Origin of the sequence: Caballeronia sp. SBC1 (assembly GCF_011493005.1) — a bacterium.
GTDB lineage: Bacteria > Pseudomonadota > Gammaproteobacteria > Burkholderiales > Burkholderiaceae > Caballeronia.
Genome location: NZ_CP049156.1, coordinates 3622257 through 3639954 on the forward strand (window position 1 = coordinate 3622257; position 17698 = coordinate 3639954).

The following is a 17698-nucleotide window of genomic DNA, read 5'->3' on the forward strand; positions in this document are numbered from 1 at the left end:
TTTGAATCCTTATTTGGGTCGACGCGACCGACACATGCCAGTCGCGCCCTAACACAAACGGGCGAGGCGCTTTGTAAGCGCACCCGCCCGGAGGTTTTTCCGTTCGTCCCAGGTCGGGAGGCCTAAAAACAGCCTTAGAAACGGAAGTGCGAGAACGCCTTATTGGCTTCTGCCATCCGGTGAACTTCGTCGCGCTTCTTCATCGCGCCGCCACGGCCTTCCGCGGCTTCCGAAAGCTCACCTGCGAGACGCAGGGCCATCGACTTCTCGCTGCGCTTCTTCGCAGCTTCGCGCAACCAACGCATCGCCAATGCCATACGACGCGACGGACGCACTTCCACTGGAACTTGATAGTTCGCACCACCAACGCGACGGCTCTTCACTTCCACCACCGGCTTCACGTTGTTGAGCGCACCCGTGAACACTTCCAGCGGGTCCTTGCCACCCTTGGTCTGGATCTGTTCAAAAGCACCATAAACGATACGCTCGGCAACCGACTTCTTGCCCGACAGCATGATCACGTTCATGAACTTGGCTACATCTACGTTGCCGAATTTCGGATCCGGCAAAATGTCCCGTTTGGGGACTTCGCGACGACGCGGCATGTTTCTTCCTTTGATTTTTCAGTTGGAGCTATTTCAGCCCCGCGGTCACCAACAAACCCGATCTATCTAACGACTAACCAGCTTGGCCGGGTGACCACTTACTCGACAGCACCGGCATTTCCGGTACCACCGCTTGAACGCCCTTGACGGGCAACCTGTACAACCTGATCGGCAAAAGCTTACTTGCCAGCCTTAGCGCGCTTCGCACCGTACTTCGAGCGAGCTTGCTTACGATCCTTGACGCCCTGGGTATCCAGCGAGCCGCGAACCATGTGGTAACGCACACCCGGCAAGTCTTTCACACGTCCGCCGCGGATCAACACGACCGAGTGTTCCTGCAGGTTGTGGCCTTCACCACCGATGTACGAAATAACTTCGAAACCGTTCGTCAGACGAACTTTTGCAACTTTACGAAGTGCCGAGTTCGGCTTCTTCGGCGTCGTTGTGTACACGCGAGTGCACACTCCACGACGCTGGGGGCAGTCCTGCAAAGCCGGCGACTTGCTCTTCACTACTTCTGAAGCGCGGCCTTTGCGAACCAATTGATTGATGGTTGGCATTGTCTATTCCTAAATTGATCAAAATCGACGCTCCCGTTTCGGGCAAAGCAAAACGGGCTGCGCGCCGAGCACTCCCGCTCTTGTTGGCGCATGCGAGGAGAATCCTCTTAGCAGATCCAAGAACGAGAACCTAGCATCATAATCTGAAATTCCCAATGCGGTCAACAGCTTGAGTGTCGTTCGGCGTGATCGGGCCGTTAAAAGTTAGTTCGCACCCACCACTTCGAGCAACTCATCGCCGAAACGCTCGAGTTTGCGAGCGCCGATCCCCGGAATCTGGCTGAGATCCTCAATGGAATCCGGCTCATTGCGCGCGATCTCTGCGAGCGTTGCATCGTGGAAAATAACGTACGCTGGCACGCCATCGCTTTTCGCCATGCTGGCACGCCACGCGCGCAGCCTTTCCCAACGTGCCTTGATGCGCGGCGACATTCCAGCCGTCGGATCCGCGCGTTCGCCTGTTCGGCTGGATGACTGGCGAGTCCGCGTTGGCTTGACGTACTTTCGAAGCGTCACGTTCTGCTCGCCCTTAAGCACGGCCTTGCTTGCCTCGGTGAGGATCAGTGCGCCGAACCCGTCGTGGTCGACAGCGAGATAACCAAACGCGACCAACTGGCGAAACACAGCGCGCCACTCCTGCTCAGACAGCGAGGCGCCAAGTCCGAACGTAGAAAGTTTTTCGTGACCCCGCTGGAGTAATTTCTCGGAACGGCTACCGCGCAGGATATCGATTAGATGACCCGCGCCGAAATGATACCCACTGGCTTTATGCGCCCGGTACACGCAAGAGAGTGCCATCTGAGCTTCGCGGGTGGCATCCCATGATTCCGGCGGCTCGAGGCACGTATCGCAATTACCACATGGCTCGCTCGCCTCACCGAAGTAGCCGAGCAAACGCACGCGCCGGCACGACGCCGCCTCGCACAACCCAAGCAGCGCGTCGAGCTTGCCACCCTGCACGCGTTTGTGGGTATCGTCCGCGTCCGATTCGTCGATCATCTTGCGCTGCTGCACCACGTCGCCGAGACCGTACGCCATCCATGCGTTCGCTGGCATGCCGTCACGGCCCGCGCGCCCGGTTTCCTGGTAATAGCCTTCCACGCTCTTCGGCAAATCCAGATGCGCCACGAATCGCACGTCCGGTTTGTCGATACCCATGCCGAAAGCGATCGTCGCGCACATCACGATGCCCTCTTCGCGTTTGAACATCTCCTGATGCCGCTGACGGATTTCGTACTCCATCCCCGCGTGATACGGCAAAGCGCGAACCCCTTGGCTCTTGAGCCAGTCAGCGGTTTCTTCCACCTTGCGTCGCGACAGGCAATAGATGACGCCAGCGTCGGTGGTTTTGTCCGGGTTCGTGTGCTCAGCGCGAATGAAATCGAGCAACTGCGCACGCGCATTGTCCTTTTCCACGATCCGATACCGGATGTTCGGCCGGTCAAAGCTGGAGACGAAAATACGCGCATCCTCCAAAGCCAGGCGATGCACGATTTCATCGCGTGTAATGGCGTCGGCGGTTGCCGTCAACGCAATCCGCGGTACCGATGGAAACCGCTCATGCAGCACCGACAACTGGATATATTCCGGCCGGAAATCGTGCCCCCATTGCGACACGCAATGCGCTTCGTCGATCGCAAACAAACCGATGCGCACGCTCTCGATCAACTCAAGAAAACGGGGCGTCATCAGGCGTTCTGGGGCGACATATAGCAGGTCGATTTCCCCGTTGCGCAACGCGCGCTCGGTTGCAGCGGCTTCGGCGCCCGTGAGTGTCGAATTCAGGCACGCAGCACGCACGCCGACTTCGCTTAACGCTGCCACCTGATCCTGCATCAACGCAATCAACGGCGACACGACGATTCCGGCGCCGAAACCGGCTTCACGCCTCAACAAGGCAGGAATCTGATAACACAGCGACTTCCCGCCGCCGGTCGGCATCAGCACAAGCGAGTCTCCGCCGGCAGCCACATGATCGACGATATCGCCCTGCTGGCCCCGGAAAACGGGGTAGCCAAATACTTCCTTGAGAATTTCGAGCGAACGGGACATGGGAAAGACGGAGTGCGCCAGAGCGTGAGTGCTCCGATTTTACCAACGACCGGGCCATCAGACCGTCACGTGACTCAACGTTAGCCAATCGATAGAGCAAAAAAAAGCCGCCCGATACAACCCGGGCGGCTTCTTGTACTAGCAGATCAGTTTCTAAAGCCCGAACCTGTAAAAAGGCCCGAACTCCAGGACTTACTCCGCCGGATGTTGCTGTTCTGCAGGTGCAACAGGTGCGGCTTCGGGCGTGCCGAAATCGAACGATTCTTCCGCTGCAATCTGGTCGAAGCGTTGACGATCCGACAACTCGCGGCTCTTGCGTGCCTTGTGAAACGCGAGACCTGTACCAGCCGGAATCAACCGGCCGACGATCACGTTTTCCTTCAGACCGCGCAAATCGTCGCGCTTGCCCATGATGGCCGCTTCGGTCAACACGCGCGTCGTTTCCTGGAACGAAGCTGCCGAGATGAACGAATCGGTCGAGAGCGATGCCTTCGTAATACCCAGCAGCACGTTCTCGTAGGTCGCGGGGATCTTGTCTTCCGCGGCCATCCGGTCGTTCTCGTCCAGCATGTCCGAACGCTCAACCTGTTCGCCCATGATGAAACGCGTATCGCCGTTGTCGACGATCTGCACGCGACGCAACATCTGACGCACGATCACTTCAATGTGCTTGTCGTTGATCTTCACGCCTTGCAGACGGTACACGTCCTGCACTTCGTCCACGATGTAGCGAGCCAGCGCTTCGATACCCTGCAAACGCAGAATGTCGTGCGGGTCAGCCGGGCCATCGACAATCATTTCGCCCTTGTTGACGACCTGACCATCGTGCACCAGCACCTGCTTTTCCTTCGTGATCAGGAACTCATGCTGTTCCCCTTCCACGTCGGTAATAACGAGACGCTGCTTGCCCTTCGTGTCCTTACCAAACGACGTCGTACCCGTGACTTCCGCCAAAATACCGGCGTCCTTCGGCGAGCGCGCTTCGAACAGTTCGGCCACACGCGGCAGACCACCGGTAATGTCACGCGTTTTCTGCGCTTCAACCGGGATACGTGCCAGCACTTCACCGACCTGCACTTGCTGACCGTCCTTCACGGTGATCAGTGCGCCGACCTGGAAGCCGATCTGCACCGAATGCTCGGTGTTCGGGATCTTGACTTCTTCGCCCTGCGCATCGAGCAGCTTCACTTGCGGACGAACGCTCTTCGCCGCTTGCGAACCGCGACGCTTCACGTCGATCACGACGAGCGTTGAAAGCCCCGTCACATCGTCGATCTGCTTCGCAACCGTCACGCCTTCTTCGACGTTTTCGAACTTCACCGTACCGCCCCACTCGGTGATGATCGGACGCGTCAACGGATCCCATTGCGCCAGTTGTGCACCGGCCTTGATCTGCGCGCCGTCCAGTTGCAGCAACGTTGCGCCGTACGGGATTTTGTGACGTTCGCGCTCACGACCGAGGTCGTCGGCAATGATCGCCTCGCCCGAACGCGAGATGACGATCTGCTCGCCCTTCGCATTCGTGACGTAACGCATCGTTGCCGTGAAACGCACCGTGCCGTTCGACTTCGCTTCAACCGACGAAGCGATAGCCGCACGCGACGCCGCGCCACCGATGTGGAACGTACGCATGGTCAGCTGCGTACCCGGTTCGCCGATCGACTGAGCCGCGATAACACCAACCGCTTCGCCGACGTTCACGCGCGAGCCACGACCCAGGTCGCGGCCGTAGCACGAAGCGCACAGGCCGTAACGCGTTTCGCAGGTCAACGGCGTGCGCACGCGCACTTCGTCAATACCCAGGCGTTCGATTTCATCGACCATGTCTTCGTCGAGCAACGTGCCCGATTCGTACAGTGTTTCCTGCGATTCCGGATTGACGACATCAGCCACCGTCACGCGGCCGAGAATCCGGTCACGCAAGGCTTCGACAACTTCACCGCCTTCAACCAACGCCTTCATTGCAACGCCGTTCGTCGTGCCGCAATCGTCTTCGACCACGACCAAGTCCTGCGTCACGTCAACAAGACGACGCGTCAGGTAACCCGAGTTCGCCGTCTTCAACGCCGTATCGGCCAGGCCTTTACGTGCACCGTGCGTCGAGATGAAGTACTGCAACACGTTCAAGCCTTCACGGAAGTTCGCCGTGATAGGCGTCTCGATAATCGAGCCATCCGGCTTCGCCATCAGGCCACGCATACCGGCCAGCTGACGAATCTGAACAGCGGATCCACGAGCGCCCGAGTCGGCCATCATGTAGATCGAGTTGAACGATTCCTGCTTCGTCTGATTACCGTCGCGGTCGACCACGGGTTCCGTAGCCAACTGCTCCATCATCGCCTTGCCGACCGCTTCCGACGTTGCCGACCAGATGTCGACCACGTTGTTGTAGCGCTCTTGCGAGGTGACGAGACCCGACATGTACTGACGGTCGTATTCCTTCACCTTCTTGGCAGCGTCGCCGACGATCTGTTCTTTTTGCGGCGGCACGAGCATGTCGTCGACGCAAATCGAAATACCAGCGCGCGTAGCCAGACGGAAACCCATCTGCATCAGCTGGTCGGCGAAGATCACCGTTTCGCGCAGACCGCACTTGCGGAATGCCGTGTTGATCAGGCGCGAAATTTCCTTCTTCTTCAGCGGACGGTTCAGCACCGAGAACGGCAGTCCTGGCGGCAGAATTTCCGAAAGAATAGAACGGCCAATGGTCGTTGCGTACAGCGTGATCTTCGGCACGAACTTCGGTGCGCCTTCGCTTTGATCCGGGTTGTGAATGTTTTCCGTAATCCGGACATTCACCCGCGACGCCAGCTCGACTTCCTTGTTTTCGTACGCGCGAATCGCTTCCGACACGCCCGTGAACGTCATGCCTTCGCCCTTGCCATTCACCGCTTCACGCGATGCGTAGTAGAGACCCAGCACAATATCCTGCGACGGCACGATCGACGGATCGCCGTTGGCCGGGAACAGGACGTTGTTCGACGCCAGCATCAGCGTGCGCGCTTCCATCTGCGCTTCCAGCGACAGCGGCACGTGAACGGCCATCTGGTCACCGTCGAAGTCGGCGTTGAACGCCGCGCAAACGAGCGGATGCAGCTGAATAGCCTTACCTTCGATCAGCACCGGCTCGAAAGCCTGAATGCCAAGACGGTGAAGCGTAGGGGCGCGGTTCAGCATCACCGGATGTTCGCGGATCACTTCTTCCAAAATGTCCCACACCACGGCTGTCTGGTTCTCGACTTCCTTCTTCGCGGCCTTGATGGTGGTAGCAACACCCATCACTTCCAGCTTGTTGAAGATGAAAGGCTTGAACAGTTCGAGCGCCATCAGCTTCGGCAGACCGCACTGATGCAGCTTGAGCGTCGGACCCACCACGATCACCGAACGACCCGAATAGTCAACGCGCTTACCGAGCAAGTTCTGACGGAAACGACCGCCCTTACCCTTGATCATGTCAGCGAGCGACTTCAGCGGACGCTTGTTCGCGCCGGTCATTGCCTTACCGCGACGACCGTTATCGAGCAGCGAATCGACGGCTTCCTGCAGCATCCGCTTTTCGTTACGGACGATGATTTCAGGCGCCTTCAACTCGAGCAGACGCTTCAACCGGTTGTTACGGTTGATCACGCGGCGATACAAGTCGTTCAGGTCCGACGTCGCGAAACGGCCGCCGTCGAGCGGCACGAGCGGACGCAGTTCCGGCGGCAGCACCGGCAGCACTTCCAGCACCATCCAGTCCGGCTTGATGCCCGAACGCTGGAATGCCTCGAGCACTTTCAGGCGCTTCGCGTACTTCTTGATCTTCGCTTCCGAACCCGTGTTCTTGAGTTCGGTACGCAGCACTTCGACCTGTTCGTCGATGTTGATTGCGCGCAGCAGTTCACGCACGCCTTCCGCGCCCATCTCGGCACGGAATTCGTCGCCGTATTCTTCGACCTTATTGTAGTAATCCTCTTCCGTCATGATCTGCCGCGCTTTCAGCGGCGTCATGCCCGGTTCGATCACTACATATGCTTCGAAATACAGCACGCGTTCGATGTCGCGCAGCGTCATGTCGAGCACCATGCCCAGACGCGACGGCAGCGACTTCAAAAACCAGATGTGCGCAACCGGCGAGGCCAGTTCAATGTGGCCCATCCGTTCGCGACGCACCTTGGCGAGCGTCACTTCGACGCCGCACTTTTCGCAGATCACGCCGCGGTGCTTCAGGCGCTTGTACTTACCGCACAGGCACTCGTAGTCCTTGATCGGGCCAAAAATCTTGGCGCAGAACAGGCCATCGCGTTCCGGCTTGAACGTCCGGTAGTTGATGGTTTCAGGCTTCTTCACTTCGCCGAAGGACCACGAACGGATCTTGTCCGGCGAGGCCAGACCGATCTTGATCGCGTCAAAAACTTCAGGTTGTTGGACTTGCTTGAATAGATCGAGCAGAGCTTTCATTGCGTCTCTCCAGTAGTCCGATTAGTTCCGGTCCAGGTCGATGTCGATACCGAGCGACCGGATTTCCTTCACCAACACATTGAACGACTCAGGCATGCCGGCGTCGATCACGTGGTCACCCTTGACCAGGTTTTCATACACCTTGGTACGACCCGCCACGTCATCCGACTTAACAGTCAGCATTTCTTGCAGCACGTACGAAGCGCCATATGCTTCGAGCGCCCACACTTCCATCTCACCGAAACGCTGGCCACCGAACTGCGCCTTACCACCCAGCGGCTGCTGCGTGACAAGCGAGTACGGTCCGGTCGAACGGGCGTGCATCTTGTCGTCGACCAAGTGATGCAGTTTCAGGTAATGCATGTAGCCCACCGTGACCGTCCGTTCGAACGGTTCACCCGTGCGGCCGTCGCTCAACTGCACCTGGTTCTTCGACTTCGTCATGCCCAACTGCTTCGCGATGTCGTCAGGGAACGCCAGATCCAGCGCACGTTCCATTTCGCCTTCCGTTGCACCGTCGAACACCGGCGTTGCAAAAGGAACACCTTCGCGCAGGTTCTTCGCCAGTTCGACGATCTCGTCGTCGGTGAAGTTTTCCAGCTCTTCCTTACGGCCCGACTCGTTGTAGATCTTGGTCAGGAAAGCACGCAACTCTTCAATCTTGGTCTGACGCTGCAGCATTTCGCCGATACGCCATCCCAGACCCTTCGCGGCCCAGCCCAGATGCACTTCGAGAATCTGACCCACGTTCATCCGTGACGGCACGCCGAGCGGATTCAGCACGACGTCAGCCGGACGGCCATCGGCCATGTACGGCATGTCTTCGATCGGCACGATCTTCGACACAACACCCTTGTTACCGTGACGGCCGGCCATCTTGTCGCCCGGTTGCAGACGACGCTTCACAGCCAGGTACACCTTGACCATCTTCAGCACGCCCGGCGGCAGTTCGTCGCCTTGCGTCAGCTTCTTGCGCTTTTCTTCGAACGCCAGATCGAACTGGTGACGCTTTTGTTCGATGGAATCCTTGATAGCTTCGAGCTGAGCCGCTGCTTCTTCGTCCGCGAGGCGGATGTCGAACCAGTGGTAGTGATCCAGATCTTCCAGGTACGGCAGGTCGATCTTCGTGCCCTTCGCCAGCTTCTTCGGACCGCCGTTCGCGACCTTGCCATTGAGCATACGGGCGAGACGCGAGAATGCGTCGCCTTCCACAATGCGCAACTGGTCGTTCAAGTCCAGGCGATAACGCTTCAGTTCGTCATCAATAATCTGCTGTGCACGCTTGTCACGCGTAATGCCTTCGCGCGTGAACACTTGCACGTCGATCACCGTTCCGCTCATGCCCGACGGCACGCGCAGCGACGTATCCTTCACGTCCGACGCCTTCTCACCGAAGATCGCGCGCAGCAGCTTCTCTTCCGGCGTCAGTTGGGTTTCGCCCTTCGGCGTGACCTTACCGACCAGCACATCGCCCGCTTCCACTTCCGCGCCGATATACACAATGCCCGACTCATCGAGACGGCCGAGTTGCACTTCAGCCAGGTTCGAGATGTCGCGCGTGATTTCTTCCGGTCCGAGCTTCGTATCGCGCGCGACCACATTCAGTTCTTCGATGTGGATCGACGTGTAACGATCTTCAGCAACCACCTTCTCCGAGATCAGGATCGAATCTTCGAAGTTGTAGCCGTTCCATGGCATGAACGCGACCAGCATGTTCTGGCCGAGCGCGAGCTCGCCCAGATCGGTCGATGCGCCGTCGGCCACTACGTCGCCACGGCCAACCTTGTCGCCGACCTTCACGATCGGACGCTGGTTGATGTTCGTGTTCTGGTTCGAACGCGTGTACTTGATCAGGTTGTAGATGTCGACACCGACTTCGCCGGCAACCGCTTCGTCGTCGTTCACGCGAATCACGATACGGCCAGCATCGACGTAATCGACGATACCGCCGCGTTCCGCCTGAACCGTCGTACCCGAGTCGACTGCCACCGTGCGTTCAATACCCGTACCGACCACAGCCTTTTCAGGACGCAGGCAAGGAACTGCCTGACGCTGCATGTTCGAGCCCATCAATGCGCGGTTCGCGTCATCGTGTTCAAGGAACGGAATCAGCGAAGCAGCCACGGAGACGATCTGCGACGGCGCCACGTCCATGTACTGGATGCGATCCGGCGTGACCATCAGCGTTTCGCCCGCTTCACGCGACGAAACCAGCTCGTCGGTCAGCGTGCCGCCTTCGCCCAGCGACGCGTTCGCCTGAGCGATCACGTAGCGGCCTTCCTCAATCGCCGACAGATAGTCGATCTGATCCGTCACCTTGCTGTCGACCACTTTCCGATACGGCGTCTCGAGGAAACCGTATTCGTTCAAGTGTGCGTAGAGCGCCAGCGAGTTGATCAGCCCGATGTTCGGACCTTCCGGCGTTTCAATCGGGCACACACGGCCGTAGTGGGTCGGGTGCACGTCGCGGACTTCAAAGCCTGCGCGTTCACGCGTCAAACCGCCCGGTCCAAGAGCCGAAACACGGCGCTTGTGGGTGATTTCCGACAACGGGTTCGTTTGGTCCATAAACTGCGACAACTGCGACGAACCAAAGAACTCACGAATAGCTGACGAAATCGGCTTCGAGTTGATCAGGTCGTGCGGCATCAGGTTTTCGCTTTCAGCCTGACCCAGACGCTCCTTCACAGCCCGTTCCACGCGTACAAGGCCTGCGCGGAACTGATTCTCAGCCAACTCACCCACGCAACGCACACGGCGATTGCCCAAGTGATCGATGTCATCGACTTCGCCCTTGCCGTTACGCAGCTCGACCAAAATCTTGATGGTCGCGAGAATGTCGTCGTCTTCCAGCGTCATCTTGCCGACGATCTCGTCGCGGCCCACACGGCGGTTGAACTTCATACGACCTACCTTCGACAGGTCGTATGCGTCTTCGCTGTAGAACAGGCGGTTGAACAGCGCTTCAACAGCTTCTTCCGTCGGCGGTTCGCCCGGACGCATCATGCGATAGATCGCGATACGTGCGGCCATGCGGTCAGCGGTTTCATCGATACGCAGCGTCGACGAAATGTACGGACCTTGATCCAGATCGTTCGTGTAAAGCGTCTGAATGTCCTTGACCTTCGACTCGCGCAGCTTCTCGAGCACCATTTCGGTGATCTCGTCGTTGGCGTTCGCGATCACTTCGCCCGTTTCGCCGTCGACCACATTCTTTGCCAGCACGCGGCCGAGCAAGTAGTCTTCCGGTACCGAAATGAACTTCGTCTTTGCAGCTTCGAGGTCGCGAATGTGCTTCGCGTTGATCCGCTTGTCCTTCTGGACGATGACCGCGCCTTCGCGATCCTGGATGTCGAAGCGCGCGACTTCACCGCGCAGACGCTCCGGCACGAATTCCATTTGCGCGCCTTCGCCCATCAACGCGAAGTTATCGAATACGAAGAAGTTCGCGAGTATCTGTTCCGGCGTCAGGCCAATGGCCTTCAGCAAGATAGTCACAGGCATTTTCCGGCGACGGTCGACGCGGAAATACAGCACGTCCTTCGGATCGAATTCGAAGTCGAGCCACGAACCACGGTAAGGAATGATACGAGCCGAGAACAGCAGCTTGCCCGAGCTGTGCGTCTTGCCCTTGTCGTGTTCGAAAAACACGCCAGGCGAACGGTGCAGCTGGGACACGATCACGCGTTCCGTACCGTTGATAACGAACGAACCTGTTGGCGTCATGAGCGGCATTTCGCCCATGTAGACTTCCTGTTCCTTCACTTCCTTGACGACTGGCTTGCTCGGCGATTCTTTGTCGAGCAGCACCAGGCGCACCTTGGCGCGCAAGGCGGAACAGTACGTCAGGCCACGCTGCTGGCATTCCTTGATGTTGAACGCCGGCGGCGAGAGCATGTAGCTCACGAATTCGAGACGCGCAAAGCCATTGTGCGAAACGATCGGGAAAACCGATGAAAAAGCTGCTTGCAGTCCTTCTGCCTTGCGCTGAGTCCCGATGGTCTCGGCTTGCAGAAATGTGCTGAATGATTCAAGCTGGGTTGCCAGCAAGAAGGGAACCTGGTGAACGATGGGGCGTTTCGCGAAACTCTTGCGAATACGCTTCTTCTCGGTGAAGGAATATTGCATACGATCTCCGAATCACGGCGGGCGTTGCCGAGGCGGGATACCTCGATGACACGACCCGGTGTTCACCGACTGAGACTCGCCATACGCCCGGGGAGGACGAACGAGCCTAGAAGCTTGGTGGTTGGCCGCTACCAACCGCTGGCTGACGGCAGCGGATGCCTATGTTTCCCGCTACCCGACCAAACTTGCCTTCTGCAGTCGCTTCAGAAGACAAAGAGAAGAATCGGTAAAATTACCTGACCGATGTTTTTCTTTGGCTTCTGTGAGGTTTTTGTTGCCGTTATCGGCGACTCAAAACATTGTCCCCACAAAGCAGAAAAAGGCCGGCGGTCATAGACCGCCAGCCTTAGCAGAGCGCCGCGAAACTTACTTGATTTCAGCCTTCGCGCCTGCTTCTTCCAGCTTCTTCTTCGCTTCTTCAGCAGCAGCCTTCGGTACCGATTCCTTAACAGGCTTCGGTGCACCGTCAACCAGGTCCTTCGCTTCCTTCAGGCCGAGGCCCGTCAGTTCGCGAACAGCCTTAATCACCGACACCTTGTTTGCGCCGATTTCGACCAAGTTCACCGTGAACTCGGTCTGCTCTTCAACAACAGCAGCAGCGCCAGCAGGGCCAGCGACAGCGACAGCTGCAGCCGACACGCCAAACTTCTCTTCGAACGCCTTGACCAGCTCGTTCAATTCCAGAACCGACATCGAGCTTACTGCTTCGAGGATGTCATCTTTTGCGATTGCCATTTGAAATACTCCTAAATTGAATTCGGATACAGCCAGCGATCTTGTAAGCCTAACCAGGCAACCAAGCGCAGTACGTTAAGCAGCAACTTCCGGCTCAGCTTCAGCCGGAGCTTCAGCGCCGCCACCCTTTTGCGCAGCGAGCGCGGCCAAGGCGCGCGCGAAGCCGGCAACAGGAGCTTGCATGACGTACAACAACTTGGAGAGCAGTTCTTCGCGGCTCGGGATGTTAGCGAGTGCTTGCACAGCCGCCTTGTCCATCACGTTGCCTTCGTAGGAACCGGCCTTGATGATCAACTTGTCATTGGTTTTGCCGAAGTCGTTAACAACCTTGGCAGCAGCAATTGCATCTTCAGAGATGCCGTAGATCAGAGGACCAGTCATCTGCTCGGCCAGCGCAGCGAACGGCGTACCTTCCACGGCGCGACGCGCCAACGTGTTTTTCAACACGCGGAGATACACTTGTTGCTCGCGAGCCCTTGCGCGCAGCTTGGTCAGATCGCCAACCGCAATTCCACGATACTCAGCGAGCACCATCGTCTGAGCCTTCGCGACTTGCGCGGCGACTTCAGCGACAACTGCCTGCTTGTCTTCTTTGTTCAGTGGCACGGTTAAACCTCCAGATTCGATGCGCCAACTTAGCGCACCGCGTTCAACAACGGCGTCCGACCTGTCAGGAGTATTTCGACCGGCTGGTGCGCGCCTCACGGCACGTGACAACCGACTTCAACCACACCAAAACTGTTCCGGGTTCGCCATCTGCGTTGGCTTACATTAAGGTCACGCCCAGCTGCTGCGCTTCCGCCAACGGTCTTTGACAACCGGTTGCTCGCCAAACTGCAGCTTGCAACCGCCCAAAGCCCTTAACGTAGATTCACGCGAGATCGCGTGAATCTACGCATGATTCTTTACTGCGAGAGCGTGGAGTGATCTACGCGCACGCCAACACCCATGGTGCTCGACAATGCGATCTTGCGCAGATACACGCCCTTGCTGGTCGCCGGCTTAGCCTTTTGAAGGGCTTCCACCAGTGCCGACAGATTCTTGCGCAACGACGCCGGCTCAAACGAAGCACGACCGATGGTTGCGTGGATGATCCCGCCCTTGTCGACGCGGAACTGCACCTGACCGGCCTTTGCGTTGCGAACAGCTTGAGCAACGTCAGCCGTAACGGTACCGACCTTCGGGTTCGGCATCAGGCCGCGCGGGCCGAGAATCTGACCGAGCGTACCGACAACGCGCATTGTGTCCGGCGAAGCGATCACAACGTCGAAGTTCAGGTTACCGGCCTTGACTTGTTCAGCCAGGTCTTCCATACCGACGATTTCTGCGCCGGCTGCACGAGCCTGCTCAGCCTTTTCGCCTTGCGCAAACACAGCAACGCGAACCGACTTGCCGGTACCTGCGGGCAACACGACCGAACCACGAACCACTTGGTCCGACTTCTTCGCGTCGATGCCGAGCTGCACAGCGACGTCGATGGATTCGTCGAACTTCGCGCTTGCGCATTCCTTGACCAGCGAAAGAGCGTCGTCGACGGGATACAGCTTCATACGGTCGACCTTGGAGGCGAACGCTTGAAGACGCTTAGAAAGCTTAGCCATTTACACGCCCTCCACGGTGATGCCCATCGAACGGGCGCTGCCCGCGATCGTACGAACCGCTGCGTCCAGATTCGCTGCCGTCAGGTCAGGCATCTTGGTCTTTGCGATTTCTTCAGCCTGGGCGCGCGTGATGTTGCCGACCTTGTCAGCATTCGGCTTCGGCGAACCCTTCGCAATACCTGCTGCCTTCTTGATCAGAACGGTAGCCGGCGGCGTCTTCATGATGAACGTGAAGCTCTTGTCCGCGAATGCCGTAATAACCACCGGCACCGGCAGACCCGGCTCCATCGCTTGAGTCTGGGCGTTAAACGCCTTGCAGAACTCCATGATGTTCAGGCCGCGCTGGCCCAGTGCCGGACCAACCGGCGGTGACGGATTGGCTTTACCTGCAGGAATCTGCAGTTTGATAAAGCCGATGATTTTCTTTGCCATGTTGAAAACCTCTGCAGAACGCGTTAGCGTTCGGTGAGTGATAACGCGCGCTCGCCAAAAACGGCTACTGGCGCTCCTCAACAGTCATAACGCGGACTGTAAGCGCGAACCGCGCTACGAAGTTGACACTTCGAGCGCGGCGAAAAAACGGATGCTTTTAAACCTTCTCGACCTGGCCAAATTCCAATTCAACCGGAGTCGAGCGTCCAAAAATGGTGACCGATACACGAACGCGCGATTTCTCGTAGTTCACTTCTTCAACGTTGCCGTTGAAGTCCGTGAACGGACCGTCCTTGACGCGAACCATTTCGCCCACTTCGAAGAGCGTTTTCGGACGCGGTTTCTCCACGCCCTCTTGCATCTGCGACATGATCTTCTCCACTTCACGCGGAGAGATCGGGCTAGGACGATTACGCGCCCCGCCAACGAAACCGGTCACCTTGGCGGTATTTTTTACCAAGTGCCACGTTTCGTCCGTCATTTCCATTTCGACGAGCACATAGCCCGGAAAGAAGCGACGCTCTGTTACAGACTTGTGGCCACCCTTCACTTCCACGACTTCTTCGGTCGGGACGAGGATTTGACCAAACTGATCCTGCATGCCAGCACGGTCAATGCGCTCCTGAAGCGCACGTTGCACGCTCTTCTCCATGCCGGAGTAGGCGTGCACGACGTACCAACGTTTTCCGCTCGGTGATGCCGGTGCTTCACTCATATCATCTCCAACCCAGAATTACCGAGAATATCACCCACTCAATCGACTTATCGCTAAGCCATAAGAAGATTGCCATGATCAGCACAAATGCGAAGACCACCAGCGTGGTTTGCGTGGCTTCCTTACGCGTCGGCCACACCACCTTGCGGACTTCTTTGTACGAATCTTTGGCAAAGGCGATAAAACCCTTTCCCGGTGCGGAGAGAAGACCGACCGCAACACCCGCGATCAAGCCGACAGCCAGCGCGGCGCCGCGAACGTACCACTCCTGGCCACTTAGCCAGAAGAAACCTACGAACCCGGCCAAGACCAACAATACGCCCGCGGTCAACATCAACTTGTCGCCGGAAGTATTTACAGTTTCGACGGAAGGATTCGCCATAACACCTTAAGCAGCGCCCGGAGACGCAAGATTGTGGCAGGGGCAGAGGGAATCGAACCCCCAACCTTCGGTTTTGGAGACCGACGCTCTGCCAGTTGAGCTATACCCCTAAACCATTTGGGGTCAGCAATTTCGCTAACCCCGAAAACTACAGACTATCGAGCAATTTCTGGCTTTGCTCGATTTACTCGAGAACCTTGGCAACGACACCGGCGCCGACGGTACGACCGCCTTCACGGATAGCGAAGCGCAGACCTTCTTCCATCGCGATCGGAGCGATCAGCTTCACCGTGATCGACACGTTGTCGCCCGGCATGACCATTTCCTTGTCCTTCGGCAACTCGATCGAACCCGTTACGTCCGTGGTACGGAAGTAGAACTGCGGGCGATAGTTGTTGAAGAACGGCGTGTGACGGCCGCCTTCGTCCTTGCTCAACACATACACTTCAGCCGTGAAGTGCGTGTGCGGCGTGATCGAACCCGGCTTGGCCAGCACTTGGCCACGCTCTACGTCTTCACGCTTCGTGCCGCGCAGCAAAATACCCACGTTGTCGCCCGCTTGACCTTGGTCCAGCAGCTTGCGGAACATTTCCACGCCCGTGCACGTCGTCTTCACCGTCGGCTTGATGCCGATGATTTCGATTTCTTCGCCAACCTTCACCACACCGCGCTCGATACGACCCGTCACCACCGTGCCGCGACCCGAGATCGAGAACACGTCTTCCACCGGCATCAGGAACGAACCGTCGATGGCGCGCTCCGGCGTCGGAATGTACGTGTCCAGTGCGTCGGCCAGGTTCATGATCGCCACTTCGCCCAGCTCGCCCGTGTCGCCTTCCAGCGCCAGTTTGGCCGAGCCCTTGATGATCGGCGTGTCGTCGCCCGGGAAATCGTACTTCGACAGAAGCTCACGCACTTCCATTTCAACCAGTTCCAGCAACTCAGCGTCGTCCACCATGTCGCACTTGTTCAGGAACACGATGATGTACGGCACGCCAACCTGACGAGCCAACAGGATGTGCTCACGCGTTTGCGGCATCGGGCCGTCTGCAGCCGAACACACCAGGATCGCGCCGTCCATCTGCGCTGCACCCGTAATCATGTTCTTCACATAGTCGGCGTGACCCGGGCAGTCAACGTGCGCGTAGTGACGCGCCGCCGTTTCGTACTCGACGTGCGCCGTGTTGATCGTAATGCCACGTGCCTTTTCTTCCGGCGCTGCATCGATCTGGTCATACGCCTTCGCTTCGCCACCAAACTTCTTCGACAACACCGTCGCGATCGCTGCCGTCAGCGTGGTCTTGCCATGGTCGACGTGACCAATCGTGCCTACGTTGACGTGCGGCTTGGTCCGTTCGAATTTACCTTTTGCCATTTTCGACTCCTAACAGGAATTTTTCCGTACCTTGCGCCGCGCGCAAACAGTGTGGACTAGTGTTTCTGGTGCCCATGAGCAGGATCGAACTGCTGACCTCTCCCTTACCAAGGGAGTGCTCTACCACTGAGCCACATGGGCGGACCTTGATGCTGGAGCGGGTGAAGGGAATCGAACCCTCGTCATAAGCTTGGAAGGCTTCTGCTCTACCATTGAGCTACACCCGCTTGGGTCTAACGATTCCCGACGCTTGCTACATGTTCTGGTGGAGGAGGTTGGATTCGAACCAACGTAGGCGTAAGCCAACAGATTTACAGTCTGCCCCCTTTAGCCACTCGGGCACCCCTCCGCAGAGAACTGACGATTATGGGGGAACATCGCTGTTGTGTCAAGCTTTCAGCGCGTCCAGCATAATCGATGCCTCTCACTTATAGGCGTTCTGAAACGCAAAAACCCCACCTTTGGGGGGTGGGGTTTCTGCGAGCTGCGGTGTGTTGCAGCGAATGAGGAGCCTGACGATTACCTACTTTCACACGGGTATCCGCACTATCATTGGCGTGGAGTCGTTTCACGGTCCTGTTCGGGATGGGAAGGGGTGGTACCAACTCGCTATGGTCATCAGGCATAAGGGGGTGTTGTGGTGGGGGTTAAGGCCATCACAACCAATCTGGGG

12 protein-coding genes, 4 tRNA genes and 1 rRNA gene are annotated in these 17698 nt (G+C 57.7%); all 17 read right to left on the reverse strand.

The window, feature by feature from the left end; translation table 11 throughout:
* Positions 1-134: 134 nt before the first annotated feature.
* Positions 135-605 carry a 30S ribosomal protein S7 gene (rpsG, locus tag SBC1_RS16215; protein ID WP_031361587.1) on the reverse strand — a complete coding sequence of 157 codons (471 nt, stop codon included), beginning with the start codon at positions 603-605 and terminating at the stop codon, positions 135-137.
* Positions 606-784: 179 nt separating this feature from the next.
* Positions 785-1165, reverse strand: a complete 381-nt coding sequence (gene rpsL / locus SBC1_RS16220) for a 30S ribosomal protein S12 (RefSeq protein WP_165092719.1) — start codon at positions 1163-1165, stop codon at positions 785-787.
* A 204-nt stretch (positions 1166-1369) separates the two neighbouring features.
* A complete protein-coding gene (recQ, locus tag SBC1_RS16225) occupies positions 1370-3217 on the reverse strand; it encodes a DNA helicase RecQ (protein ID WP_165092720.1) in 1848 nt (615 codons plus the stop codon).
* A 192-nt stretch (positions 3218-3409) separates the two neighbouring features.
* Entirely contained in the window at positions 3410-7657 is a 4248-nt protein-coding gene (rpoC, locus tag SBC1_RS16230; RefSeq protein ID WP_165092721.1) for a DNA-directed RNA polymerase subunit beta', read from the reverse strand.
* A gap of 21 nt (positions 7658-7678) precedes the next feature.
* Positions 7679-11785, reverse strand: a complete 4107-nt coding sequence (gene rpoB / locus SBC1_RS16235; RefSeq protein ID WP_165092722.1) for a DNA-directed RNA polymerase subunit beta — start codon at positions 11783-11785, stop codon at positions 7679-7681.
* Between the two features lie 366 nt (positions 11786-12151).
* Positions 12152-12520 (reverse strand): 50S ribosomal protein L7/L12, encoded by a 369-nt coding sequence (gene rplL, locus SBC1_RS16240; protein WP_062092985.1) that lies wholly within the window; start codon positions 12518-12520, stop codon positions 12152-12154.
* Between the two features lie 75 nt (positions 12521-12595).
* Positions 12596-13126, reverse strand: coding sequence for a 50S ribosomal protein L10 (gene rplJ, locus SBC1_RS16245; RefSeq protein WP_051888606.1), 531 nt, complete (start codon positions 13124-13126; stop codon positions 12596-12598).
* Between the two features lie 299 nt (positions 13127-13425).
* Positions 13426-14121, reverse strand: a complete 696-nt coding sequence (rplA, locus tag SBC1_RS16250) for a 50S ribosomal protein L1 (protein ID WP_165092723.1) — start codon at positions 14119-14121, stop codon at positions 13426-13428.
* Positions 14122-14553 carry a 50S ribosomal protein L11 gene (rplK, locus tag SBC1_RS16255; RefSeq protein ID WP_031361595.1) on the reverse strand — a complete coding sequence of 144 codons (432 nt, stop codon included), beginning with the start codon at positions 14551-14553 and terminating at the stop codon, positions 14122-14124. It lies immediately after the preceding gene.
* A gap of 157 nt (positions 14554-14710) precedes the next feature.
* Complete coding sequence (gene nusG / locus SBC1_RS16260) at positions 14711-15268, reverse strand: transcription termination/antitermination protein NusG (protein WP_031361596.1); 558 nt, start codon at positions 15266-15268, stop codon at positions 14711-14713.
* A 1-nt stretch (position 15269) separates the two neighbouring features.
* Positions 15270-15650, reverse strand: coding sequence for a preprotein translocase subunit SecE (secE, locus tag SBC1_RS16265; RefSeq protein ID WP_047845327.1), 381 nt, complete (start codon positions 15648-15650; stop codon positions 15270-15272).
* A gap of 34 nt (positions 15651-15684) precedes the next feature.
* A tRNA-Trp gene (locus tag SBC1_RS16270) sits at positions 15685-15760 on the reverse strand.
* 74 nt (positions 15761-15834) lie between these two features.
* The gene (gene tuf / locus SBC1_RS16275; protein WP_062093238.1) at positions 15835-17025 is read right to left on the reverse strand and encodes an elongation factor Tu; all 1191 of its coding nucleotides are present in this window, start codon (positions 17023-17025) and stop codon (positions 15835-15837) included.
* Between the two features lie 66 nt (positions 17026-17091).
* Positions 17092-17166 (reverse strand) — tRNA-Thr (locus SBC1_RS16280).
* Positions 17167-17178: 12 nt separating this feature from the next.
* Positions 17179-17252: transfer RNA gene (locus SBC1_RS16285), tRNA-Gly, on the reverse strand.
* A gap of 36 nt (positions 17253-17288) precedes the next feature.
* Positions 17289-17374, reverse strand: a tRNA-Tyr gene (locus tag SBC1_RS16290).
* Between the two features lie 161 nt (positions 17375-17535).
* A 5S ribosomal RNA gene (rrf, locus tag SBC1_RS16295) occupies positions 17536-17648 on the reverse strand.
* Positions 17649-17698: the final 50 nt, after the last annotated feature.